This window comes from Actinoplanes sp. G11-F43 (genome assembly GCF_050589265.1).
GTDB lineage: Bacteria > Actinomycetota > Actinomycetes > Mycobacteriales > Micromonosporaceae > Actinoplanes.
On the sequence record NZ_JBNZCE010000002.1, the window covers coordinates 119,427 to 143,399 of the forward strand.

General features: G+C 71.3%; 22 protein-coding genes. All 22 read left to right on the forward strand.

Annotated elements, in window-relative coordinates; genetic code table 11:
- The first annotated feature begins 21 nt into the window (after positions 1 to 21).
- A complete protein-coding gene (locus tag ACQ0O7_RS01410) occupies positions 22 to 2,445 on the forward strand; it encodes a penicillin-binding transpeptidase domain-containing protein (protein WP_430779964.1) in 2,424 nt (807 codons plus the stop codon).
- A gap of 56 nt (positions 2,446 to 2,501) precedes the next feature.
- Entirely contained in the window at positions 2,502 to 4,019 is a 1,518-nt protein-coding gene (locus ACQ0O7_RS01415; protein ID WP_430779863.1) for a UDP-N-acetylmuramoyl-L-alanyl-D-glutamate--2,6-diaminopimelate ligase, read from the forward strand.
- Positions 4,016 to 5,395 carry a UDP-N-acetylmuramoyl-tripeptide--D-alanyl-D-alanine ligase gene (locus tag ACQ0O7_RS01420; protein WP_430779864.1) on the forward strand — a complete coding sequence of 460 codons (1,380 nt, stop codon included), beginning with the start codon at positions 4,016 to 4,018 and terminating at the stop codon, positions 5,393 to 5,395. The genes ACQ0O7_RS01415 and ACQ0O7_RS01420 overlap by 4 nt, the downstream gene beginning before the upstream one ends.
- 4 nt (positions 5,396 to 5,399) lie before the next feature.
- On the forward strand, positions 5,400 to 6,518 hold the full coding sequence (gene mraY / locus ACQ0O7_RS01425) for a phospho-N-acetylmuramoyl-pentapeptide-transferase (RefSeq protein ID WP_430779865.1): 1,119 nt from the start codon (positions 5,400 to 5,402) through the stop codon (positions 6,516 to 6,518).
- Between the two features lie 100 nt (positions 6,519 to 6,618).
- Entirely contained in the window at positions 6,619 to 7,488 is an 870-nt protein-coding gene (locus ACQ0O7_RS01430) for a collagen-like triple helix repeat-containing protein (protein ID WP_430779866.1), read from the forward strand.
- A gap of 205 nt (positions 7,489 to 7,693) precedes the next feature.
- Positions 7,694 to 8,506 carry a hypothetical protein gene (locus tag ACQ0O7_RS01435; RefSeq protein ID WP_430779867.1) on the forward strand — a complete coding sequence of 271 codons (813 nt, stop codon included), beginning with the start codon at positions 7,694 to 7,696 and terminating at the stop codon, positions 8,504 to 8,506.
- A 144-nt stretch (positions 8,507 to 8,650) separates the two neighbouring features.
- Complete coding sequence (locus tag ACQ0O7_RS01440; protein WP_430779868.1) at positions 8,651 to 10,063, forward strand: FtsW/RodA/SpoVE family cell cycle protein; 1,413 nt, start codon at positions 8,651 to 8,653, stop codon at positions 10,061 to 10,063.
- Positions 10,063 to 11,166 carry an undecaprenyldiphospho-muramoylpentapeptide beta-N-acetylglucosaminyltransferase gene (gene murG / locus ACQ0O7_RS01445; RefSeq protein WP_430779869.1) on the forward strand — a complete coding sequence of 368 codons (1,104 nt, stop codon included), beginning with the start codon at positions 10,063 to 10,065 and terminating at the stop codon, positions 11,164 to 11,166. The genes ACQ0O7_RS01440 and murG overlap by 1 nt, the downstream gene beginning before the upstream one ends.
- 25 nt (positions 11,167 to 11,191) lie before the next feature.
- Positions 11,192 to 12,628, forward strand: a complete 1,437-nt coding sequence (murC, locus tag ACQ0O7_RS01450; protein WP_430779870.1) for a UDP-N-acetylmuramate--L-alanine ligase — start codon at positions 11,192 to 11,194, stop codon at positions 12,626 to 12,628.
- 5 nt (positions 12,629 to 12,633) lie between these two features.
- Positions 12,634 to 13,401 carry a cell division protein FtsQ/DivIB gene (locus ACQ0O7_RS01455; RefSeq protein ID WP_430779871.1) on the forward strand — a complete coding sequence of 256 codons (768 nt, stop codon included), beginning with the start codon at positions 12,634 to 12,636 and terminating at the stop codon, positions 13,399 to 13,401.
- 351 nt (positions 13,402 to 13,752) lie between these two features.
- Positions 13,753 to 14,883, forward strand: coding sequence for a cell division protein FtsZ (gene ftsZ, locus ACQ0O7_RS01460; RefSeq protein ID WP_430779872.1), 1,131 nt, complete (start codon positions 13,753 to 13,755; stop codon positions 14,881 to 14,883).
- A 57-nt stretch (positions 14,884 to 14,940) separates the two neighbouring features.
- Complete coding sequence (locus ACQ0O7_RS01465) at positions 14,941 to 15,648, forward strand: YggS family pyridoxal phosphate-dependent enzyme (RefSeq protein ID WP_430779873.1); 708 nt, start codon at positions 14,941 to 14,943, stop codon at positions 15,646 to 15,648.
- A 222-nt stretch (positions 15,649 to 15,870) separates the two neighbouring features.
- Positions 15,871 to 16,632 carry a cell division protein SepF gene (locus tag ACQ0O7_RS01470; protein WP_430779874.1) on the forward strand — a complete coding sequence of 254 codons (762 nt, stop codon included), beginning with the start codon at positions 15,871 to 15,873 and terminating at the stop codon, positions 16,630 to 16,632.
- Between the two features lie 55 nt (positions 16,633 to 16,687).
- Positions 16,688 to 16,990: a YggT family protein gene (locus tag ACQ0O7_RS01475; RefSeq protein WP_430779875.1), complete on the forward strand. Its 303-nt coding sequence runs from the start codon at positions 16,688 to 16,690 to the stop codon at positions 16,988 to 16,990.
- A gap of 49 nt (positions 16,991 to 17,039) precedes the next feature.
- Complete coding sequence (locus ACQ0O7_RS01480; RefSeq protein ID WP_430779876.1) at positions 17,040 to 17,855, forward strand: DivIVA domain-containing protein; 816 nt, start codon at positions 17,040 to 17,042, stop codon at positions 17,853 to 17,855.
- A 33-nt stretch (positions 17,856 to 17,888) separates the two neighbouring features.
- On the forward strand, positions 17,889 to 18,671 hold the full coding sequence (locus tag ACQ0O7_RS01485; RefSeq protein ID WP_430779877.1) for a hypothetical protein: 783 nt from the start codon (positions 17,889 to 17,891) through the stop codon (positions 18,669 to 18,671).
- Positions 18,668 to 18,997, forward strand: a complete 330-nt coding sequence (locus ACQ0O7_RS01490) for a DUF167 domain-containing protein (protein WP_430779878.1) — start codon at positions 18,668 to 18,670, stop codon at positions 18,995 to 18,997. The genes ACQ0O7_RS01485 and ACQ0O7_RS01490 overlap by 4 nt, the downstream gene beginning before the upstream one ends.
- Positions 18,998 to 19,255: 258 nt before the next feature.
- Positions 19,256 to 19,672 carry a TraR/DksA family transcriptional regulator gene (locus tag ACQ0O7_RS01495; RefSeq protein WP_430779879.1) on the forward strand — a complete coding sequence of 139 codons (417 nt, stop codon included), beginning with the start codon at positions 19,256 to 19,258 and terminating at the stop codon, positions 19,670 to 19,672.
- On the forward strand, positions 19,645 to 20,244 hold the full coding sequence (lspA, locus tag ACQ0O7_RS01500; protein WP_430779880.1) for a signal peptidase II: 600 nt from the start codon (positions 19,645 to 19,647) through the stop codon (positions 20,242 to 20,244). The genes ACQ0O7_RS01495 and lspA overlap by 28 nt, the downstream gene beginning before the upstream one ends.
- Before the next feature lie 41 nt (positions 20,245 to 20,285).
- On the forward strand, positions 20,286 to 21,170 hold the full coding sequence (locus tag ACQ0O7_RS01505) for an RluA family pseudouridine synthase (protein ID WP_430779965.1): 885 nt from the start codon (positions 20,286 to 20,288) through the stop codon (positions 21,168 to 21,170).
- Between the two features lie 16 nt (positions 21,171 to 21,186).
- Positions 21,187 to 22,194 (forward strand): hypothetical protein, encoded by a 1,008-nt coding sequence (locus ACQ0O7_RS01510; RefSeq protein WP_430779881.1) that lies wholly within the window; start codon positions 21,187 to 21,189, stop codon positions 22,192 to 22,194.
- Between the two features lie 187 nt (positions 22,195 to 22,381).
- Positions 22,382 to 23,956: an AAA family ATPase gene (locus tag ACQ0O7_RS01515; RefSeq protein ID WP_430779882.1), complete on the forward strand. Its 1,575-nt coding sequence runs from the start codon at positions 22,382 to 22,384 to the stop codon at positions 23,954 to 23,956.
- Positions 23,957 to 23,973 lie beyond the last annotated feature (17 nt).

A 23,973-nucleotide genomic window follows, 5' to 3' on the forward strand; every position in this document is an offset into this window, starting at 1 on the left:
CGGCGCGGTTCGTCACGTGACCTGACCGGAGACGAGCCGGGCGACGGCCGTGAGGTCCGCCGGGGCCGCACCAGCATCGGCGACGCGCGGGCCTACACGCCGCGCGGGCGGACCGTGGCCGAGCGCGGCCGGGTGCCCCGTGACTCCGGCCGCAACGCCGACCCGTTCCGGCCCGCGCTGCAGGTGCTCGACGGTGGCGACGGCGCCCCGCGCGCCACCCGGGGCCGGGGCCGGGCCACCGAACAGCCTCCGGCCCAGCGCGACAGCGAGCAGCCACGCGCCCGGAGCCGCGCCAAGGAGACCGACGAGCCGCGTACCCGTGGGCGGGCCAAGGACAGCGACGAGCCGCGTACCCGTGGCCGGGCCAAGGACACCGGGGAACCACGCGGCCGTGGTAAGGCCCGGGAGACCGCGGAACCGCGGAGCCGCTCGACGGCGCGGGACCGGGAGGACGGCCGTACCCGGGACAGCCTTGCCCGGGACAGCCTTGCCCGGGACAGCCGCGCCCGGGAGAGCCGGCCGAACCGGGAGACCAGGGAACGGCGCGACGATCGGGAGCGGCGCTCCGGCCGGCGCGAGCGCCCCGAGTCCCCGAGTGGTGGCCGCCGGGTCACCGACCGGGGGCGGGGCCCCTCCCCGCGTACGGCGAAGGAGAGAAGGCCGGTCCCCGCCGAACCGCCGAAACTCGCCAACAGCAACCGTCGCCTGCGTCTGGGCACGGTCTTGGCGCTCTCGCTCTTCGTCACCATCGGTGTGCGCCTGGTGGTGCTGCAGGTGGCGACCTCCCCGGCCGAGGCGGCGAGCCTGATCGAACTGCGGGAGAAGCGGCTGAGCAGCGTGACGCTCCCGGCGCCGCGCGGCAGCATTCTGGACCGCAACGGCAACGTGCTGGCGCACAGCGTCGAGGCGCGGTATGTCTACGTCGACCCGGAGAACCTGGAACTGCAGAAGGACATCCCCGGTACGGCCGCCAAGCTCGCGCCGCTGCTCGGGGTGGCCCAGTCCGAGCTGGTCGCGGACATGCAGCGGACCAAGCTGGTGGAGGGCTGGCTGAAGTTCCGCTACCTGGCCCGCGGTGTGAACGTGGCGGTCGCCGACAAGATCGACGCGTTGAAGCTGCCCGGCATCTACACGCACCTGGACGAGCGCCGGGACGTGCCCGGCCGGGACCTGGCGTCGAACCTGATCGGTTTCACCGGCGCCGGTGACGAGCAGCGCGGTCTGGAGGGGCTGGAAGCACGGTACGACGACCTGCTGCACGGCACCGACGGCAAGCGGGTGTTCGAGGTCGGCGCCGGCAAGGGCCTGTCCAACAAGCCGATCCCGGGCGGGTTCCAGCAGGACACCGCGGCCCGGCCGGGCAGTTCCCTGCAGCTCACCATCGACCAGGACATCCAGTACGAGGTCCAGCGGGTGCTGGACGCCGAGGCCAAGAAGCGCAGCGCGACGATCGCCGGCGCGGTGGTGCTGGACGTGCGGACCGGTGAGGTGCTGGCGCAGGCGAGCTATCCGTCGTACAACGCGGCGAACTGGCAGAAGGTGAAGTCCTCGGACCGCATCGACGTGCCGTCCAGCGTGGTCACCGATCCGGGATCCACGCACAAGGCGTTCATCTTCGGGGCGGCCCTGCAGGAGGGGCTGACCCAGCCGGACGAGCTGATCACCATCGGCCGGGGGATCAAGAAGGGGGACACCACCTTCACCGACACCCACCCGCAGGACAACGGCACCCGGATGACCCTGCCGGGGCTGCTCGCCTACTCGTCCAACGTGGGCACGATCCTGCTCGCCGACCGGCTCGGCAAGGAGAAGGTCTACCAGTACCAGCAGAAGTTCGGGCTGGGCCAGGCGACCGGGGAGGGCATGCCCGGGGAGGCGTCCGGTCAGTTGCTCAAGCCGGAGGACTGGAGTGGATCGTCGCACGGGTCGGTGCCGATCGGCCACAGTGTCGCGGCCACGCTGATCCAGATGGCCGCCGGGTACGGCGCGATCGCCAACGACGGCGTCTACATCCAGCCACACCTGATCAAGGCCACCATCTCCGGCGAGGACGGCGAGGTCACCCCGGCCACCGCGCCGCGTACGCACAAGGTGCTGGATCCCGAGGTGGCCGCCCAGCTGCGCCTGATGATGGAGGCGGTGATCGACGTCAAGGACGGCACCGGCAAGGCCGCCGCGGTGAACGGCTACCGGGTGGCGGGCAAGACCGGCACCGGTGACCTGCTCATCGAGGGGCAGTACACCAGCCACGACGCCGGTTCGTTCGTCGGGATGGCGCCGGCCGAGGACCCGCGGTTCGTGATCGCGGTGACGATGGACACCAGCAAGGGCGGCGGCGGTGTGGTGGCGGCTCCGGCGTTCAGCGAGATGATGTCGTACACCCTTCGTCATAACCATGTGCCACCGTCCGGTAGCACGCCGCCTACCTTCAAGATCAAGGAATGACACCTGCCGCATGGCGTTGACAGCAAGCTCCCAGAGACGGGGTAGGGTCTGACGCCGTGTCCGGCATTCCACGTCCCGAGACCGTGGAGCCGTGCCTGGTGGCGCGGCTCGCGGTGCTGTTACCGGCAGATCTGACCGGCGGTGACGTCCCGGTCACCGGTGTCACTCACAGCAGCCGAGAGGTTCGCCCGGGTGACCTCTACGCCGCCCTGCCCGGTGCGAACCGGCACGGCGCCGAGTTCATCGCGGACGCCGCCCGCTCCGGTGCGGTGGCCGTCCTGACCGATCCGGCCGGGCGCGACCGCGCGCTCGACGCCGGGCTGCCCGTCCTGGTGGTGAACGACCCACGGGCGGTGCTCGGTGCGGCGGCGGCGGCCGTCTACGGCGAGCCGTCCCGGCGGCTCACCATGATCGGCATCACCGGCACGGCCGGGAAGACCTCCACGTCGTATCTGGTCGAAGCCGGCCTGCGGGCCGCCGGCCGGGTCACCGGCCTGGTCGGCACGGTGGAGACGCGGCTCGGTGACCTGGTGGTCAAGAGCGTGCGCACCACCCCCGAGGCCACCGACCTGCAGGCCATCCTCGCCGCCGGGGTGGAGCGCGGCGTCCAGGCCGTGGTGATGGAGGTGTCCAGCCACGCGCTGGTGATGGGCCGGGCCGACGGCATCCGGTTCGCGGCCGGCGGCTACACCAACTTCGGCCAGGACCACCTGGACTTCCACCCCACCTCGGAGGACTACTTCGAGGCCAAGGCCCGGCTCTTCGACGGCCGGTCCGCGGTGGAGGTGCTGAACTTCGACGACCCGGCGCTCCGTCCCCTGTTCCGGGAGGGCACGGTGTCCTACTCGGCCGCCGGCGCACCGGACGCCACCTGGTGGGCCGCCGACATCCGGCCGTCCGATTTCGGTCAGCGCTTCACCGCGCACGGCCCGGACGGGCTGACCGTCGACACCGGCGTCGCCCTGCCCGGCCTGCACAACGTGGCGAACGCGCTGCTGGCGCTGGCACTGCTGGTCGCCACCGGGGTGGACCCGGCCGTCGCCGGCCAGGGCATCGCGGCCTGCCGCGGGGTGCCGGGCCGGCTGGAGCAGGTCGCGGCGCCCGGCGACATCCTCGGCGTGGTCGACTACGCGCACAAACCCAACGCGATCGTCGCGGCGCTGGCCGCGCTGCGGGGCCTGGCCGACACCCGCGGTGGCCGGCTGATCTGCGTGATCGGCGCCGGTGGCGACCGCGACCAGGGCAAGCGCCCGCTGATGGGGGAGGCCGCCGCGCACGGTTCCGACCTGGTGATCGTCACCGACGACAACCCCAGGACCGAGGACCCCGCTCATGTACGGGCGGCGGTGCGCGCCGGAGCCGAAGCCGCCCACACCGCCTCGGCGTCGGCCGGCAAGGTCATCGAGGTCGCGGGGCGCCGCGCGGCGATCGACGAGGCCGTCCGGATGGCGTCCGCCGGTGACGTGATCGCCGTGCTCGGCAAGGGCAGCGAGCAGGGCCAGGAGGTGAACGGCGAGGTGCTGCCGTTCGACGACCGCATCGAACTGTCCGCCGCACTGGAGGCCCGCGCATGATCCCTCTCTCCCTGGGCGAGATCGCCGAGATCACCGGCGGCCACGTCGTCGGCGACCCGGCCCTGACCGTGACCGGCGGTGTCGAGTACGACTCCCGCAAGATCGGCCCCGGTGGGCTGTTCGTGGCGTTCCCCGGCGAGAAGGTGGACGGGCACGACTTCGCGGGCACCGCCGTCGACCTCGGCGCGGCCGGGATCCTCAGCACCCGCCGGACCCCGTTCCCCGGCGTGGTCGTCGAGGACCCGCTGGCCGCCCTGGCCGCGCTGGCCCGGGTGGTGGTGACCCGGCTGGACAAGCTGACCGTGGTCGGGCTGACCGGCTCCTCCGGCAAGACCACCACCAAGGACTACATCGGGCAGCTGCTGGCCCGGCTCGGCCCCACCGTGGCGCCGGCCGGATCGCTCAACAACGAGCTGGGATTCCCGTACACCGTGCTCCAGGCGACCGAGGAGACACGGTTCCTGGTGCTGGAGATGGGTGCCCGCGGTCCCGGGCACATCAGGTACCTGACCGACATCGCCCGGCCGTCGATCGGCGTGGTGCTCAACGTCGGTGCCGCGCACCTGGGCGAGTTCGGTTCCGTGGAGGGGACCGCGCTGGCCAAGGGTGAGCTGGTCGAAGCGCTGCCGCCGGACGGGGTGGCGATCCTGAACGCCGACGATCCGTTGGTGGCGGCGATGTCCACGCGTACGGCGGCGTCGGTGGTCCTGACCGGTCTTGCCGGTTCGGCCTCGGTCCGCGCTACGGATGTGGATGTTGATAACTACGGAAAAGCCTCATATTCTCTGATCTCCGGCGAAAAGGTCGGCCAGGTGCGACTCGCGGTAGCGGGCGAACACCAGGTGGCGAACACCCTCGCCGCCGCGGCCGTCGCCCTCGTCGCCGGAATGGAGTTCGGTGACCTGGTCGTCGCACTCGGCCAGGTCGGCATCGTCTCCGGCCGCCGGATGGACGTCGTCACCCGCCCCGACGGCGTCGTCCTCATCGACGACTCCTACAACGCCAACCCGTCGTCGACCGCCGCCGCCCTGCGCGCGCTGGCCGCGATGGGAACGCGACGACGCACCACCGCCGTGCTCGGCTACATGGCCGAGCTCGGCGAACACGAGACCAGCGGGCACGCCGAAGTCGGGCGGCTCGCCGCCGAACTGGGCGTGGACCGGCTGATCGCGGTCGCCGAGAACGCCCGGCCCATCCTGGACGGCGCCGCGAGCGTGCCGGACTGGACGGGCACCGCCCGATTCGCCGCCGACCAGGCCGGCGCCATCGAGATTCTGCAAGCCGACCTGCGCGCCGACGATGTCGTGCTGGTCAAGGGTTCCCGGTACCGCACATGGGACGTCGCCGACTGGCTGCGGCGTTCCGAGGAGGTTTGAGCCCGTGAGGGCAGTAATCGTCGCGGCCGCGGTCGCCTTTCTCATCTCGCTGTTCGGCACCCCGATCGCGATCAAGGTCTTCTCGGCGCTCAAAGCCGGCCAGCCGATCCGCACCATCGGACCGCAGACGCACCTCGGCAAGCGGGGCACCCCCACCATGGGTGGCGTGGCGTTCATCATCGCCACCGTCTTCGCGTACGTGGCCGGTCACCTGGCGCTGACCACCCTGCCCGAACGGCAGATCGCCCAGGAGAAGCCGACCATGACCGCCCTGGTCCTGCTCGGTCTCTTCGTCTTCTGCGGCGCCGTCGGCTTCCTGGACGACTTCCTCAAGGTCCGCAAGAAGAACTCGGACGGCCTCAGCGCCAAGGGCAAACTCCTCGGCCAGCTGCTCATCGGCACCGCGTTCGGCATCGCCGCGCTCAACTTCCCCAGCACCAACGGCCAGACCGTGGTCAGCGAGAACATCTCCTTCATCCGGGACGTCGACTGGCTCAACGTCGGCAAGGTCGGCTCGGTCATGGTCTTCGTCTTCGTGATCATGGCGATGTCCAACGGCGTCAACCTCACCGACGGCCTCGACGGCCTCGCCACCGGCGCGTCCATCCTGGTCCTCGGCGCGTACTCGCTGATCGGCTTCTGGCAGTACCGGCACTGGTGCGGCGACGACGACTACGTGGGCGAGGCCGGCTCCCTCACCGCGCAACACTGCTACCAGGTCCGCGACCCACTGGAGATCGCGATGATCGCCGCAGCGGCGGCCGCCGCCTGCGTCGGCTTCCTGTGGTGGAACACCAACCCGGCCCGGATCTTCATGGGCGACACCGGAGCGCTCGCCCTCGGCGGCCTGATCGGCGGCCTCGCCGTGGCGACCCGCACCACGCTGCTGTCGGTCATCATCGGCGGCCTGTTCGTCATCATCACGATGTCCGTGGTCATCCAGATCATCTCGTTCAAGACCACCGGCAAGCGCGTCTTCCGGATGTCCCCCCTCCAGCACCACTTCGAACTGGCTGGCTGGAGCGAGGTCAACATCGTGGTCCGCTTCTGGATCATCGCCGGCATCTGCGCCGCGATCGGCCTGGGCCTCTTCTACAGCGAACACCTGGCGGTCATGGGCTGATGATTGATTTTGCCCTGTAAGGACGCGATTCGTTCCTAGTCTGGCGATGACTGCTGACCAGCAGTCATCGCCAGACTTTTGTTAGGACGAACCTCCGATGATGCGAAGTGCACTGGTCACCACGACCGGGGTGGCCGCGCTGGCGGTGGTACTGACCGGCGCCTCCGCCGCGATCGGCTCCAGCCGAGGCGCCGAGCCGGCTCCCGGCGCCTCGCCCCAGCCCGGCCTCAGCCCCGGCGCGAACGCGATCAAGGCGGCCGCCGACACCGACGTGATCACGGTCTGCGTGACGGCCAAGGGCGGCGTGGTGCGCTGGGTCCTGCCCAGCACCACACAGTGCCGTCCGGGCGAGGTGCTGCGCTCCTGGATCGACGGCACCCAGCCCGGCCCGCCCGGCCCCACCGGCGAACCGGGCCCCGCCGGTCCACAGGGCACCGTCGGCGAACCCGGCCCCGGTGGCCCGGCCGGTTCCGCCGGACCGCTCGGCCTGCAAGGGCCGCCCGGCCCTGCCGGGCCTGCCGGTCCCCCCGGCCCGTCCGGAGCACCCGGTCCTTCGGGATCGCCCGGTGCGGCCGGCCCTCCCGGCATGATCGGCCCTCCCGGCATGATGGGCCTGCCCGGGATGCCGGGCCTTCCCGGGCCTGTCGGTCCAACCGGTCCGTCGGGTCCGGCCGGACCCTCCGGGCCCGCCGGCCCGTCCGGCCCGGCCGTGGCCCAGTTGATCTATGCCCTCGTTCCGGCGCTGCCGGGCACGCCCACCATCGTGCTCTCCTGTCCAGGTCCCGGCCTTCGGGTGGTGGGAGCGGGCTACGAACTCGGTCTGATCGATGCCGGGAACCCCTCGCTTCGTTTGGTCAGTAGCGTGCCGGATTTGAACGGGACTACGTGGATCATGACCTTCAGCGGCAACCTGAACATCGATTCCACCGGACACGCGGTCTGTGTGCGTGGACAGGATTACGTGCCCTGACCAGGACGGGCGCGGTCGGGCCGGCTCAGCGGAACGCGTTCGGCCGGCCCGGCCGGGCCGCACCCTCACCGGAGGCTCCCGGGGGCCGATATCGGGTCGGCCGTTATGCGGATTTCGGCCCGAGCGAGATTGGTTCGTCCCTAGGCTCGGGGTGACTGAGGGTGATCTCGCCGCAGTCTCAAGACTCGCGAAGGATTAATCTTTCATGATCTCTCGTACCCTGCTCGCGTCCACCGGGGTGACGGCGGCGGTCTTCGCGGTGGCCGGTGTGGCCACCGCGGCCGCCGGTGCCGTCGGCAGCTCACCGGAACCGAAAGTCGCTCCCAGCCCGACACCGGACGCGGTCCAGGCGGCCGCGGACCCGGAACTCATCAAAGTGTGTGTGCTCGCCAAGGGCGGCACGGTGCGCTGGGTCCTGCCCAGCACGACCACCTGTCGTCCCGGTGAGGTGCTGCGCTGGTGGAACGCCGCCGGCGAACAGGGGCAGGACGGCCCCGAGGGCGCTGAGGGCTTGCCGGGCCCGGCCGGTCCGGTCGGTGCGCCCGGTCCCGCCGGGGCGGTGGGTCCCGCCGGCCCCATCGGCCTGGTCGGCCCGCCCGGCCCGGCCGGACCCGCAGGACCCGCCGGCAACGGCTCTGCCGGTCCGTCGGGTCCGGTCGGTCCGTCGGGTCCGGTCGGTCCGTCGGGTCCGGTCGGCCCCTCCGGTCCGGTCGGCCCCTCCGGTCCCGTCGGCCCCTCCGGTCCAGCCGGCCCGGAGAACCTGATGCCGATGAGCGAGTGGCTGCCCACCGCCATGCCCACGGTCACAGCGTCGTGCCCGACGGACTGGGCCGCCATCGGCGCTGCTCACAAGGTGTCCCCGACCGAGACGGTCGGCGTGCTCGGCAGCTCGCAGAATCCCGCCGTCTCCAGGGAGTGGATCGTCACCATCGACAGTCCCGGCTTGGCCGCCGACCAGGAGTCGTATCTGACCGTGTACTGCGCGGCGCCCGGAACCACGCCGCCGATCGTTCCGTAGGTCGGCAGACAGGTGTGACCGGAGACCGGTGGGCGGGGAACCGTCCGCCGGTCTCCGGTTTTTGGTGTCGTACGTGACAAAGGCTCGTGCGACACGCCATCGACGGTGAGTGGCGTCGTGTGGGTGGGCGGCGATGATAAGGGCATGGCGGACGACCGAGCGCAAAAGGACCGCCCGTCGCTGAGCCGGCAACTGTTGCCCGCTGTGCACGGGATGCTGGCACGGCCCCTGTCGTCGTACTACCTGCTGATCGCCAGTTGTGCGCTGTTGCTGCTCATCGGGCTGACCATGGTGTTCTCGGCGACGTCGGTGAAGTCGTTCGCGGCGAACGGGAACGCGTTCACCGACATCAGCAGTCAGTCGGTGTACGCGTTGCTCGGCCTGGTGGCGTTCTGGGTCTGTCAGCGGCTGCCGGCGGTGAGTCTGCGGATGCTCGGCCGGGTGCTGCTGGTGGTGTCGCTGCTGCTGCTGACGTTGCTGGCGGTGCTGACCGCTCTCCAGTCCGCCGGTGTGCTGCCCAGCGGCAAGATCGGGCCGGTCGAGGCGTACAAGGGCAACTGGCTTCTCTTCGGTCCGGTCAGCATGCAGCCCGGTGAGCTGGCCAAGCTGGGCATGGTGTTGTGGGGGGCGGAGGTGCTGGCCCGGAAGGGGCCGGCGCTGGGGCACTGGCGGGAGCTGGCGATGCCGCTGTTCCCGGTGGTCGGGCTGCTGTTCCTGCTGGTCGGCTACAACGACCTGGGCACCATGCTGGTGCTGCTGGCGCTGATCGTCGGTCTGCTGTGGGCGGCCGGGGTGCAGATGCGGGTGTTCGGCGCGCTGGGGGTGCTGGGCCTGGCCGGTGTGGGCCTGCTGATCGCGGCGGCGTCCCGGGGCGCCGGGTCGGGTACGGCCGGTGAGGCGAACTACCGGTGGATGCGGTTGACGGCGTTCACCCAGAAGCTGGAGGACTGTGACACCACCAGTCTGGCCGGCCAGTACTGCTATCAGCTGGTCCAGGGGCGTTCGGCGATTTTCGAGGGCGGCTGGTTCGGGGTCGGCCTCGGTAAGAGCGCGCTGAAGTGGGGCTGGGTGCCGGAGGCCGGTAACGACTTCATCTTCGCGATCGTGGCCGAGGAACTGGGCGTGATCGGGTGCGCGGTGGTGCTGGCGTTGCTGTCGGTGATGGCGTACTCCGGGTTCCGGATCGCCCGCCGGGTCGGTGACCCGTTCCGGCGGCTGGCGGCCACCGCGATCACCACATGGCTGGTCGCCCAGGCCGTGATCAACATGGGTGGCGTGGTCAAGCTGCTGCCCATCACCGGGCTGCCACTGCCGTTCATCTCCGCTGGTGGAACGGCCCTCGTGGTGACCATGGCGGCGATCGGCATGCTGGCCTCGTTCGCCCGTGCGGAGCCGGATGCGGCGCGAGCCCTGAACGCCCGTCCGACCCCTCGATGGGTACGGCTAGTCTGGGCCCCGCTGCCGCCGGTCCCCCCGCCGAGGCGGCCGGGACAACCGCGTTCTTCCTCTTCCCCGAAGAAGGCGCCCGCTGACTCCGGGGTGGGAAGGAGACGGTGATGGCACCGCTGCGGTCGATCGTTCTCGCCGGAGGGGGGACCGGCGGACACATCTATCCGCTGCTCGCCTTCGCCGATGCGCTGCGGCGTCACTTCCCGGACATCCGGATCACCACGCTGGGCAGCCCGAAGGGCATGGAGAACCAGCTGATCCCGGCGGCCGGCTACGACCTGCGGGTGATCCCGGCGTTCCAGCTGCCCCGCTCGCTGAATCTGGATCTGCTGCGCACCCCGGACCGGATGTACAAGTCCGCGGCCGCCGCGGGTGAGATCATCGACGAGACGCAGGCCGAGGTGGTCGTCGGGTTCGGCGGCTACGTGTCGGTGCCGGCCTACCTGGCCGCCTGGCGGCGGGAGATGCCGATCGTGATCCACGAGGTGAACGTGCCGCCGGGTGTCGCGAACCGGATGGGCATGAAGTTCACCAAGCGGGTGGCCGTCGGGTTCCCGCACCAGCTGGAGCAGTCCGAGGCGCTGCGTAACGCGCGCCTGGTCGGGGTGCCGCTGCGGACCGGGATCACCCGGATGGACCGGCCGGCGTTGCGCCCGCAGGCGCTGTACCACTTCGGGCTGCGCCCGGACCTGCCGGTGCTGTTCGTCTCCGGTGGCTCGTCCGGGGCCCGCACGATCAACCTGGCGGTGGCCGCGGCGGCGAAACGGCTGGCGCACGCCGGCATCCAGGTGCTGCACGTGCAGGGTGGGCGCAACGATCCGTTCGATGTGCCGAACGACCTACCGGTCCCCTATGTCGTTGTGCCCTACCTGTCGGACATGCAGCTCGGCTACGCTGCCGCCGACCTGATGCTGTGCCGGGGCGGCGCGATCACGGTGGCCGAGACGACCGCGCTCGGCATGCCGGCGATCTACGTGCCGTACCCGTTCAGCAATCAGGAGCAGCGGCGTAACGCGCTGCCGGTGGTGGAGTCCGGTGGTGGCCTGCTGGTGGACAACAGCGAGCTGACGCCGGAGTGGATCGAGCAGAACATCATTCCGCTGGCCCGCGACCGGCAGCGGCTGGCCGCGATGGGTGGCGCCGCCGCCCAGTACGGCCGCCGGGACGGTGACGAGCAGTTGCTGCGCTTCGTTGTGGAAGCCGTGAGCTGATGATCTTTATAGAGGGAGTGGAACTGTGAACACGGCGGAGCTGACGCCGGCCGGTGTAATGACCGCCGAGGACCTGGGCAGTGTGCACCTGATCGGGATCGGCGGGGTCGGCATGGCCGGCCTGGCCCGGCTCCTGCTCACCCGGGGCGTGCCGGTCTCCGGCAGCGAGCTGCGGGAGTGGCCGGCGCTGGCCGCGCTGCGCGCCCTCGGCGGCACGGTGCACATGGCCCATGAGGCGTCCAACCTCGACGGCGTCGACACGGTCGTCTACTCGACGGCGATCCCGCGCGACCACGTGGAGATGGTGGAGGCGCGCCGCCGCGGGCTGCGCGTGCTGCACCGGTCCGAGGCCCTGGCGGCGGCGATGACCGACCGGCAGACCATCGCGGTGGCCGGCACCCACGGCAAGACCACCACGACGTCGATCATGACGGTGATCCTGCAGCACGCCGGGCAGGATCCGTCGTTCGTGATCGGCGGCGAGATGTCGGCGGCCGGGTCGAACGGGCACCACGGCACTGGGCCGCACTTCGTGGCCGAGGCGGACGAGCACGACCGGACGTTCCTGATCTACCGGCCGCATGTCGCGATCATCACCAACATCGAGGGTGACCACCTCAACAACTGGGGTGACCTGGACACGCTGAAGGCCGGGTTCCTGGAGTTCGGTTCGCTTGCCGACGGGTTCGTGGTGACCTGCGCGGACGGTCCCGGCACCGAGGAGCTGATCGCGGGGCTGAGGGCGGCCGGCAAGACCGTTTACACGTACGGCGAATCGGCGGGGTCGGATCTTCGGATCTTCGATGTCACCTCCTCGACCAGTGGGGTCCGCTACCGGGCCGAGCTGCACGGGGAGCCGCTCGGCGAGTTCAAGCTGGCGCTGCCCGGCACCCACATGGGCCTGAACAGCGCGGCCACCGTGCTGACCGCGATCAAGCTGGGCATCGACGTGACGAAGGTGGGCGAGGCCCTGGAGTCGTTCCCGGGGGTGCGCCGCCGGTTCGAGCGCAAGGGGGTCGCCGCGGGCGTGCGGGTCTACGACGAGTACGCCTACCACCCGACCTCGGTGAAGGCCGCGCTGCGCACGCTGCGCGAGGTGGCCGGGGACGGGCGGCTGCTGGTGGTGTTCCAGCCGTACCGGGTGTACCGCACCCGGGATCTGCAGGCCGAGCTGGCCGACGGGCTCGCGGTCGCCGACGAGGTGATCTGCATGGAGGTGTTCGGTCCGGGGGAGACCCGCGGGCCGGGTGAGGGCGGCCGGGCGCTGACCGCCGCGATCGAGCTGCCGGGCGAGCGCAAGGTCTTCGTGCCGGACTGGGAGGACGTGCCGGCCGAGGTGGTCCGCCGCAGCCGTCCCGGTGACGTGGTGGTGACGATGGGCGCGCCGCCGATCTCGCTGATGGGTGACGAACTGCTGGCCGCGCTCGCCGAGGCGGATCACCAGCCGGGCCTGGTGGAGTAGCACCGGTGGCGGGCGGGGGCACGCGCAACTGGCGGCTGGTACGCGCCGACACCGACGCGGTTCCGCCGTCGGCCCGGCGGTTCATGGCCCGGGCCCGGCAGCGGCGCCTGCGGGCCGCGATGCCGTGGCTGATCGGCGCCGGCGTGCTGCTGGCGGTCGGCGGTCTGACCTGGATGGTGTACGGGACGGCGGTGCTGGGTGTCCGCGAGGTGCGGGTGGTCGGCACCGAGATCCTGACCGCCGATCAGGTACGCGGCGCGGCGGCCGTACCGCCGAAGCTCCCGCTGGCCCGGGTGGACCTGTCCGGGGTGGGCGCCCGGGTGCGCGGCCTGCCCGCGGTGGATCACGTGGTGGTGAGCCGGAGCTGGCCCTCGGCCGTGGTGATCGAGGTGGTGGAGCGGACCCCGGTGGCCGTGGTGCCGGTGGGTGAGCAGTTCCTGCTCCTGGACGGCGAGGGGGTGGGGTTCCGGACGGTGGCGACCCCGCCGGCCGGCCTGCCGCTGGCCCGGCTGTCCACGCCGGGCGGGGCGGACGCGAACACCGTGTCGGCGCTGACCGTGCTGGCGGCGCTGAGCGACGAGCTGCGCGATCAGCTGGTGGCGATCTCGGTGGAGTCGGCGGTGAAGATCAATCTGGAGCTCCGCAAGGGGCGGACGGTGATCTGGGGCGACGACACCGAGAGCGAGCGCAAGAGCATGGTCGCCACCGCGCTGTTGCGCCAGACGGGCGACGAGATCGATGTGAGCGCGCCGTCCGTGGTGACGATTCGTTGAGTTCGGTGTGGCGGATCCGGGGGATTCGCCACATGAACCCGGACCGCCCGGAGCGCGACTTCCGGTTAAACGGACATAGCGTGATGAACGCTACAAACGGTACGAGGTTACGGGTGAGTCGGATACTCACTCGGTTAGCGGACGCGACACGCCGCCTCGGGTCTTTGGCTGAGGCGGCATGTCCGCATACGTTGCCTCGAGAGGTTCGAATGGTTGACATAACTCTGAACCTCTAGTAGAGGGTGAGGGTTTCCTCGCCCTCCCTTGTACGGCAGCGGATGTCGAAGTGCGGTTCCCGGGACCGCAGGGGCCGTCGACATCCGCCAACCCCGGAAGGGAAGGCTGAGCCCGATGACACCTCCGCACAACTATCTTGCGGTCATCAAGGTCGTCGGCATCGGCGGTGGCGGCGTGAACGCTGTCAACCGCATGATCGAAGTTGGGCTCAAGGGTGTGGAGTTCATCGCGATCAACACCGATGCCCAGGCGCTGTTGATGAGCGACGCCGACGTCAAACTGGACGTCGGCCGGGAACTCACCCGTGGGCTGGGCGCCGGCGCCCAGCCCGAGGTCGGCAAGAACGCCGCCGAGGACCACCGGGACGAGATCGAGGAGGTCCTCAAGGGGGCCGACATGGTCTTCGTCACCTGTGGCGAGGGCGGCGGCACCGGCACCGGCGGCGCGCCGGTGGTCGCCAACATCGCCCGCAAGCTGGGCGCGCTGACCATCGGCGTGGTGACCCGCCCGTTCAACTTCGAGGGCAAGCGCCGCCAGGTGCAGGCCGAGGCCGGCATCGACGAGCTGCGCAACCAGTGCGACACGCTGATCGTGATCCCGAACGACCGGCTGCTCGCGCTCGGCGACCGCGGCATCAGCATGATGGACGCGTTCCGCCAGGCCGACCAGGTGCTGCTCTCCGGTGTGCAGGGCATCACCGACCTGATCACCACCCCCGGTCTGATCAACCTGGACTTCGCCGACGTGAAGAGCGTCATGAGCAACGCCGGCAGCGCCCTGATGGGCATCGGCAGCGCGCGTGGCGACAACCGGGCGGTGGAGGCCGCCGAGAAGGCGATCTCCAGCCCGCTGCTGGAGCAGAGCATGGACGGCGCCCGCGGTGTCCTGCTCTCGATCGCCGGCGGCTCGGATCTCGGCCTGTTCGAGATCAACGACGCCGCACAGCTGGTGACCGATGCCGCCCATCCGGACGCGAACATCATCTTCGGTGCGGTCATCGACGACGCTCTCGGTGACGAGGTGCGGGTCACGGTGATCGCGGCGGGCTTCGACGGGGGCTCGCCCTCCTACAAGCCGGCCGAGACGGTGCGTTCCAAGGTTCCGGCGCCGTCCACCGGTGGCACCACGCTGCCGCCGGTGCCGCCGCCGGTCACCCCGCCGCCGGTGGCCACCACCCCGCCGCCGCGCAGCCGGGTGCTCTTCGACGACGTCGACGTGCCGGACTTCCTGAAGAACGGTTCCTGACGACGTCATCCGCGCCCGCGCGCGTTCTCCCCTCGTACCCCTCAAGAAGGTTGAACCTTGACCGACTCCGGACGGCGCGCTGAGCTCGCCGCCTCTCTCGAACGGGTGCGGGAACGCATCACGCGCGCCTGCGTGGCGGCCGGCCGGCCGCCGGACGCGGTCACCCTGACCGCGGTGACCAAGACCTACCCGGCGAGCGACGTCCTGTCGCTCGCCGGGCTCGGCGTCACCGACGTGGCGGAGAACCGGGACCAGGAGGCGTCCGCCAAGGCGGAGCTGGTGCGGGCCGAGGGGGTACGCCTGCGCTGGCACTTCGTCGGTCAGCTGCAACGCAACAAGGCCCGGTCGGTGGCCGGGTACGCCGACGTGATCGAGTCGGTCGACTCGGTGCGGCTGGCCGAGGCGCTGGGCCGGGCCGCGGCCGCTCGGGAGACACCGATCGACGTCCTCCTCCAGGTGAGTCTGGACGGTGATCCGGCTCGCGGTGGCGTGTTCGGAGACGATCTCTGGCGGGTATCCGACGCGGTGACCTCATCGGAGGGTCTGCGCCTGGGCGGGGTGATGGCCGTCGCACCACTCGGCGAGGACCCCCGGCAGGCGTTCGCTCGTCTGGAGGTCCTGGCTGGTCAGATGGCCGTCCGGTATCCCGGCGCGACCACCGTCTCGGCGGGGATGAGCGGGGACCTGGAGGCCGCCGTGGAGCACGGGGCGACACACGTACGGATCGGTACATCTTTACTCGGGATGCGAAACTCGCTGCGGTAGCCTTGCGGCGGGCAGCAAACTACACAGGTGTTGTTTAACGCGACGCGCCGAGCGGGGACATTCGCATCGGCGCGGGCGTGTTCGATGACGCGGCGTCGCAGCGGGTCGAGGGTCCGAAACGGATCCCTTCGACCCGTGTAAGGGGGGACGCGGCACGCCAGGGGGCGCGGGCCGCACAGCGGACGGAGGTGGGGGCATGGACTCTCGACAGGGAGAGGTGGCATGAGCGGCGGCGCGTTTCGCAAGGCGGGCGTCTGGCTCGGCCTCGTCGAGGAGGACGACGACCGCGGGTACGACGACCGCGGTTACCGGGAGAGCTCCTACCGCACCCGGGAGCGCGAGCGTGACCGCGACCGGGATCGTGACCGGGATCGCGACCGTGACCGCTACTCCACCGACCGGTACTCCGACGAGTTCGCCGACGACGAGGACGAGGACGAGCGTTCCGTCCCGCGGGCCCGTGCCGAGCGCCGCGACCGCGACCGCCTCGCCGGCTCCCGCGCCGACCACCTGGACCGCGACCACCACGACCGGGACGAGAGCGAGCGCCACGATCGGGCGAGCGTCCGCTCCATCACCCGGCCCACCACGGCGGCCGAGCAGTCCAACGCGCTGACCTACCCGACCCGGGACAACGTGGCCCTCAAGCCGGAGCCGGTGCGCCCGCAGCCGGTGGTGCACCAGCGCCCGGCCGAGGAGGAGCAGCGCTACCAGATCACCACGCTGCACCCGACCACCTACCGGGAGGCGCGGACCATCGGCGAGCACTTCCGCGACGGGGTGCCGGTGATCATCAATCTCACCGAGATGGACGAGTCGGACGCGCGCCGCCTGGTCGACTTCGCCGCCGGGCTGGCCTTCGGCCTGAGGGGTACGATCGAGCGCGTCACCAATCGGGTCTTCCTGCTCTCTCCGGCGAACGTCCAGGTCACCGCGGAGGACAAGGCCAAGATCGCTGAGGGTGGCTTCTTCACCCAGGGCTGACCGGGCTCTGGGCCGCCTTCGACCGTGATTGACCCGAACGAGGGATCCACCTGACGTGCTGTCGATCGTGTTACAGATCCTCTACATATTGCTGTACCTCTTCACCATCGTGCTGCTAACCAGGTTCGTGCTGAGTGCGGTGCTCCAGTACGGACGCCGTTGGCAGCCGGGCCGGGGCGCGTCCGCCGCCCTGGAGACCGTGTGGAGCGTCACGGATCCACCCCTCAGGGCGTTGAGGCGTGTGATCCCACCGCTGCGCATTGGTAACGTGAGTTTGGACCTGGCTTCCATCGTGCTGCTGGTTATCCTGTTCGTGCTCACGGATCTGGTTCTGGCACGACTGATCCTGCGGCAATAGCGCTAGACAGCAGCCTCAACCGCGGCCGCGACTGACCCGAGGAGTTTCGATGCCGCTGACCCCGGCCGACGTTCATAACGTCGCCTTCAAGAAGCCCCCGATCGGCAAGCGGGGGTATGACGAGGAGGAGGTCGACGCCTTCCTGGACGAGGTGGAGCGCGAGCTCGCCCGTCTGATCGAGGAGAACAACGAGCTGCGCGCCCAGGTGGAGCGCGGCGGCCGGGGTGGCGCGCCCGCCGGTCCCGGTGCCGACCCCCGACTCGCGGCCGAGCTCAACGACCTCAAAGCCCAGCTGGACCGTGTGCAGCGGGACAAGACCGCCGCCGAGCAGGCGGCTCGCCAGATGCAGGCCGAGCTGGAGCAGGTTCGTGCCCAGGGCCCCGGCCCCGGTGCCGGCCCGGCCGGTGCGGACGGCGAGCAGCAGGCCCTGCGCGTGCTGATGATGGCCCAGCGCACCGCCGACGACCACGTCGCCGACGCCCGGCGCGAGGCCGACAAGCTCCTCTCCGACGCCCGCTCCAAGGCGGAGGAGGTCACCCGGGAGGCCCGGGCCAAGGCGGATGCCCTGGAGCGCGACGCCCGTCAGCGTCACCAGGAGGCCATGGGCGGCCTGGACGCGAAGCGGACCGCGCTGCAGAAGCACATCGAGGAGCTGAAGCAGTTCGAGCGGGAGTACCGCACGCGGCTCAAGGCCTACCTGGAGAGCCAGCTCCGCGACCTGGACGGTCGTGGGCAGGGCCTCGAGGCCGAGCTGACCCGCGCCGACTCCAGCCGTGCCGTGGGCGGCTCCGGTGGTCTCGCCGCCGCCGGGCTGGCGAGCTCCTACAGCGGCGGCCGCACCCCCTCCATCGAATCGGGTCGCTGACCACAGCCCCCCGCACCGCGACGAGGATGAGCCATGATCGTTGCTAGTCTCCTGCTCATCCCCGTCGCGGTTCTGTTTCTCGCGCTGGGCCTGGTCAACGGGTCGAGCAGCCTTCTCATAACGTCGATCGTGGTCAGCCTGCTGGCCGCGGTCGCCCTCGTCATCGGCACCCGTCAGGCCGCCGCCCGCCGTGTGGACGCCGACTCCGGCGCCCGGTCCGGCCGCCGTGATCCCGAGTTCGACGAGCCGGTCGTCGCCGAAGATTCTGCCTTCGCCCCGCCCGGCCCCGCAGGTGAATACCGCAGGTGGAAAGAGCCCTCCGAGGCCGAGGTGGCGCGGGCCCGCGCGGCCGGCGCCCGGGACGCCACCACCCGGACGGGTGACCGCCGGGAGCCCGCCGCAGACTATGCCGATTCCGACTCCGCGCCCGATTCCGGCCCGGCCGCCCCCGCTCCCGCCCCGGCCCCGGCCGGTGAGCCGGTGCGGTCCGATTCGGACGAGCAGGCCTGGCGCGCCGCCACCGCGGACACCACCGAGCAGCCGGACGAGTTCGACGAGCCGGACGACGACGATCCCGACGACGAGCCGTTGCCGCAGTCGGTGCGGCCGGCCGACGCGGTGCTGGTCGCCCGGCTGGACACCGAGGTGCTGGTGGTCGACGGGCGGCCGCGCTACCACATGGCCGACTGCCCGCACCTGGTCGGCCGGCTGACCGAGCCGCTGCCGGCCAACGAGGCGGTCGAGCTGGGTTTCAGCCCGTGCGGGCTGTGCCGGCCGGTGGACCGTCTGGTCGCCGCCGTGGCCCAGCAGCGTTGAGCGCCCGCCGTCCGGCGTCGTCCGGAAAGGGCGCGGAGGGGACGTCGGTGGTGGTGCGGGTGCGGCCGGGCGCCGGGCGGACCCGGGTCGGTGGCCGGTACGAGGGCCCGCACGGTCCCGCGCTGATCGTCGCGGTGGGTGCGCCCGCGGTGGACGGCAAGGCGACCGAGGCGGTGCGCAGGGCGCTCGCCGAGGCGCTGCGGGTGCGGCCCGGTGAGGTGTCGCTGCGGCTCGGCGCGACCAGCCGGGACAAGGTGTTCACGGTGACCGCGCCGGCGCCCCAGTGGCAGCCGCGGCTCACCGAACTCCGCGACAGCGCCGGGTGACTATACGGTCACGACGGGTTTATCCGTGGTTATCCGGCATAATCTCGGGTGGTTTACGACGTTCTGCCGCTTCTACCGTCCCGCGTAGGTTGTCGGTGTACTTCACGTTCCGTATCCTTGCCACCCTCGCCCGCCGTTCCCGCTGGTGGGCACCAGTTGACGACCGACCAGGGGACACGACGGACGGCCCGGCGAGCCGCCCGGGAGGTCCCGCAGACCGCTGATCGCCGCGCCCCACGCGCGGCCGAGGGAGCGACGATGGCCAAGGCATCCGACATCCGGCCCGGAACGACCACCGCCGCGGATCGCGACCGCAGCCCGGCGGAGACCGAGGAGATCCGCGTGGCTCTGGTCGCGCGGCTCGACGAACTGCAGGCCGAGTACGATCAGGCGCTCAGCGAGATCACCGAGTTGCAGCGCGAGCGGGTCATCGACTCGGCCGGGGACGACCAGGCCGACACCGGGACCAAGACGTTCGAGCGGGAGCAGGAGATCACGCTGGCCAACAACCTGCTCGAGCGGATCAATCAGGTCGAACGTGCGATCGATCGGCTCGGGTCGGGCAATTACGGTTGGTGTGAGCGGTGCGGTGAGCAGATCCCGGTCGAGCGGCTGGCGGCGTTCCCCTCCGCCACCCTCTGTGTCTCGTGCAAGCAGTTGGAGGAACGACGCTGAACGCCGACGAGCAGGCCGCCCCGCGGGGGTTCGCGCCCCGTGCGGTGGCCGTCCTGGCCACGACCATGCTGGTCGCCGTGGCCGTCGACCAGTGGACCAAGCACCTGTCCACCGAGAACCTGGATCCCGGCGAGCCGGTCCGCATCCTGGGCGGGCTGGTCTACCTGTCGCTGCTGCGCAACCCCGGTGCCGCGTTCAGCATGGGCAGTGACTACACCTGGATCTTCCCGGTGATCACCCTGGTGGTGGTGGGTGTGATCGGGTGGATGGCCACCCGGCTGCGCTCGGTGCCGTGGGGGGTGTCGCTCGGCCTGGTGCTGGGCGGCGCGATCGGCAACCTGATCGACCGGCTGTTCCGCGCGCCCGGTCCGCTGCACGGCCACGTGGTCGACATGATCAGCGTGTTCGGGCCGCGCGGGGAGTACTTCGCGGTGTTCAACATCGCCGACAGCTGCCTCTCCGTCGGTGTGGTGCTGGCCGTGCTCCTGGAGCTGACCGGCCGCCAGCGCGACGGCACCCGGCTGACCAAGGAGAAACCGGTCGAGACCGGTGCGAAAGAGGAGACGGCGTGAGCGGGCAGCGATCCCTTCCGGTGCCGGACGGGCTGCACGGCATGCGGCTGGACCAGGCGGTGTCCCGGCTGTTCGGGCTGTCCCGGACGGCGGCGGCCACCCTGGTCGAGTCCGGTGACGCGATGGTCGACGGGGTGCCCCGGCTCAAGTCCGAGAAGGTGGTGGCCGGCTCCTGGCTGGAGGTGACGCTGCCGTCGCCGGTGGCGCCGCCCACGGTGGTCGCCGAGCCGGTGCACGGCATGGGCATCATCTACAGCGACGACGACATCGTGGTGGTGGACAAGCCGGTCGGCGTGGCCGCCCATCCGAGCCCCGGCTGGACCGGCCCGACCGTGATCGGCGGGCTGGCCGCGATGGGGCAGAACGTGGCGACCAGCGGCGCGGCCGAGCGGCAGGGCGTGGTGCACCGGCTGGACGTGGGCACCACCGGGCTGATGGTGGTGGCCAAGAGCGAGGTGGCGTACACCTTCCTGAAACGCGCTTTCAAGGAACGTGAGGTGGAGAAGCGCTACCACGCCGTGGTCCAGGGGCACCTGGACCCGCTGCGCGGCACCATCGACGCGCCGATCGACAGGCACCCGACGGCCGACTGGAAGTTCGCGGTGATGTCGAGCGGCAAGCCGAGCGTCACCCACTACGACACGCTCGAGGCGTTCCGTTCGGCGAGCCTGGTCGACGTGCGGCTGGAGACCGGGCGGACGCACCAGATCCGGGTGCACATGTCGGCGATGCGGCATCCGTGCGTGGGTGACACCGCGTACGGTGCGGACCCCACCCTGGCCGCCCGGCTCAAACTGGACCGGCAGTGGCTGCACGCCCGGGAGCTGGCGTTCCTGCATCCGCGTACACACGATGGGGTCCGGTTCGTCAGCGACTACCCTGACGATCTGGCATACGCGCTGGACGTCCTCCAGGACGCCGGCTGACGGTCGGGAGTGACCCGTGGACCCCGCGCACCGCATGCGGGCTGTCCTCGTCCGGTTCGGGGGCGGCTCGCTCCGGTTGCAGGTGATGACCGGAGTGGCACTGGCCGCCACCCTCGTGCTGGCGCTGCTCGTCTTCTGGGTGGACCGGGAGGTCCCGGCCGGTGACGAGGCCGGCGACGTGCTCCGGGTGGGCGTGGTCGAGGGGCAGTCGGTCAACGGCTATCTGCGGTCGTCCCAGGACGAGCTGGACCGGCTGGCCGACCCGTCCGGCCCGACCGCCGGGGAGACGTGGGCGCTCGTCGCGTTCCACGCCTACACGGCCGCCGGGCGGTTGCCGGAGATGCTGACCGGCAGTCAGGTGGCCCAGGTCTACACCCGGGTTCCGCTGTCCGGCGCCCGTACCCCGGTGACCCGGATCCCGGTCTTTCAGCTGCCGGCCGATGTGACCGCGGGCATGCTGGCCGCGGCCGCCGCCCGGGACCGGGAGCGGGCCGACTATCTGCGGCTGACCGAGGGGCTGACCGGGGAGGGGCGCAACCAGGCGCGGCTGCGGACGGCTTACGCCGACGCGGCGCGGGTGGCCGCCGAGGAGGCGGCCGCCTACCGGGCCGGCTGCGAGTGCGTCTTCGCCGCGGTGGTCCGGGCCACACCCGACGTGCTGGACGGCATCTCGGCGCGGCCCTGGATCCGGGTGGTGGACCCGGCCCCGGAGGTGCGCACGCTGGACCGGACCGAGTTCCGGCCGCCGCTGCCGGAGGAGGTGGACGTGGTCTCGCCGGACCCGTCACCGGCGGTCGTGCCATCCACCGTGGTGAGCGTTGCACCGGGCACCCCGGCACCGTTACCGTCGTCGATCGAGACCGGTGTGACATCTGCCTCACCCACGAGTTCGGGCGCCACGCCGCCGGCTGCCGTATCCCCCTCCGAGGGGCGGGTTGCCGTACCCTCGGCAGCAGACGCGAGTCCTGCTCATGAGGGGTCGAGTGAGTCGCCGGGAGTGTCCAGCAGCGGCGCTGACCGGTGAGTTTCTCCGTCGCTGGAACGCCCGGTCGATTGCACGTGCACGACCGGGATGTCGTCATGTGATCAAGAACGTCCGGGGGATGGGCGCCGGGCCGGTGGCCCGAATAGGGTTCTCATCCGTAGCCTGTCAGGTGCGAGCGAGACCGACGCCCGCGATTGACATCGGGTAGGCGCAGAAAGGACGAGCCGTGGACGGGACCGAGACCGGCTGGGGCCGGCCTGCGGAACCAGCCCCGCGCTGGCGGGCGCTGCTCGACCGTGCCCGGCATGGTGGCCGCAGCGAGGAGCCCGACGAGGCTTCGCAGCAGGCGGAGACGCCTCAGCAGCAGTGGAACCAGCAACAGCAGCAGCCGACCCGTGGCTCGGCCCAGGTGGGCCGCCCGGTGAACCCGCTGGACCAGCGGCAGCCCCGCCAGGACGGCTTCGGTCGCCGCGGCCCCGAGCAGCAGCCCCCGGCCGAGCAGCGCGCGGTCCCGCAGCGGCCGATCAACCCGCTCGACCCCCGGTGGCAGCACCGGGAGGCGGAGCAGCAGCCGCACAGCTTCTTCGACCCGTCGCCGCGGGCCACCCCGCCGCAGCCGCCGGCCCCACAGCCGCAGCAGTACGGCGGATATCCGCCGGCGCCGGCCCGGGAGTACCCGCCGAACGGCTACCAGCAGCCCCAGCAGCCGCCGGCCAACGGGTACGCCCAGCCCGCCCCGGCGTACCCGCCGCAGGCGCCGGCCTATCCGCCTCCGGTGGCGCCGCAGTCCGCGCCGCCGACGATGGCCCCGCCGCCACTGCCCACTCGGACCCCACCGTCCGCGCCGCCACTGCCCACCCGCACCCCGCCGGCGCCACCGATGCCACCGGCGCCGGCTCCCGCACCGCTGGCCTCGCCGGCCCCGGTCTCCCCGGCGCCGTCCCCGGCCACCACCGGCGCCCGCATCGAGTGGCGGCAGAGCCGCACCGAGGACGGCATGGACCGGGCCGTCTCGATCATGCGGCGCAAGCTGGGCAAGCCACGGGTGCTGGCGTTCGCCAACCCCAAGGGCGGCGTGCACAAGACCACCGCGACCGTGCTGGCCGCGGCCACCATCGGCAGCGTCCGCGGCCGTGGCGTGCTCGCCTGGGACGACAACGAGCTGCGTGGCACGCTCGGGCTGCGGGCCGGCAGCGCCCGGCACGCCCGGACGATCAAACACCTGCTGGCCGATCTGATGCGGATCGAGAGCCTGCACGGCGACGACCTGCTCCAGGAGCTGGACGCCTACCTGCGGCACGCCTCCGACGGGTCGTACGACGTGCTGGCCGGCGAGGAGAACCCACGCTTCGCCCAGCGCCTCGACCAGGGCACCGTGCGCCGGGTGATGGACCTGCTCCGGCGTACCCACGATGTGATCTGTGTCGACACCGGCAACAACGTGGAGAGCGTGAACTGGCAGACCGTGATGCGGTCGGCCGACCAGCTGGTGATCACCACGGTGCCCCGGGAGGACGCCGCCTTCACCGCCGACTGGATGCTCGACGTCCTGGAGGAGAGTGGGATGGGCGACATGGTGGCCAACGCCGTGACGTTGATCTCCTGCCCGTCGCCGGGTCATCTCCCGCTGCTGGGTGACTTCCAGAAGCACTTCGCCACCCGGACCAGGGCGGTCGCCGTGGTGCCGTACGACCCGGCCCTGGAGGTCGGCTCCTCGATCGAGTACGGCGACCTGCAACAGGAGACCCGCCAGGCGTGGCTCCGCGCGGCGTCGGTGATGTTGGAGCCCTTCGCGGAGTAGGTTCGATCGGGCTAGGC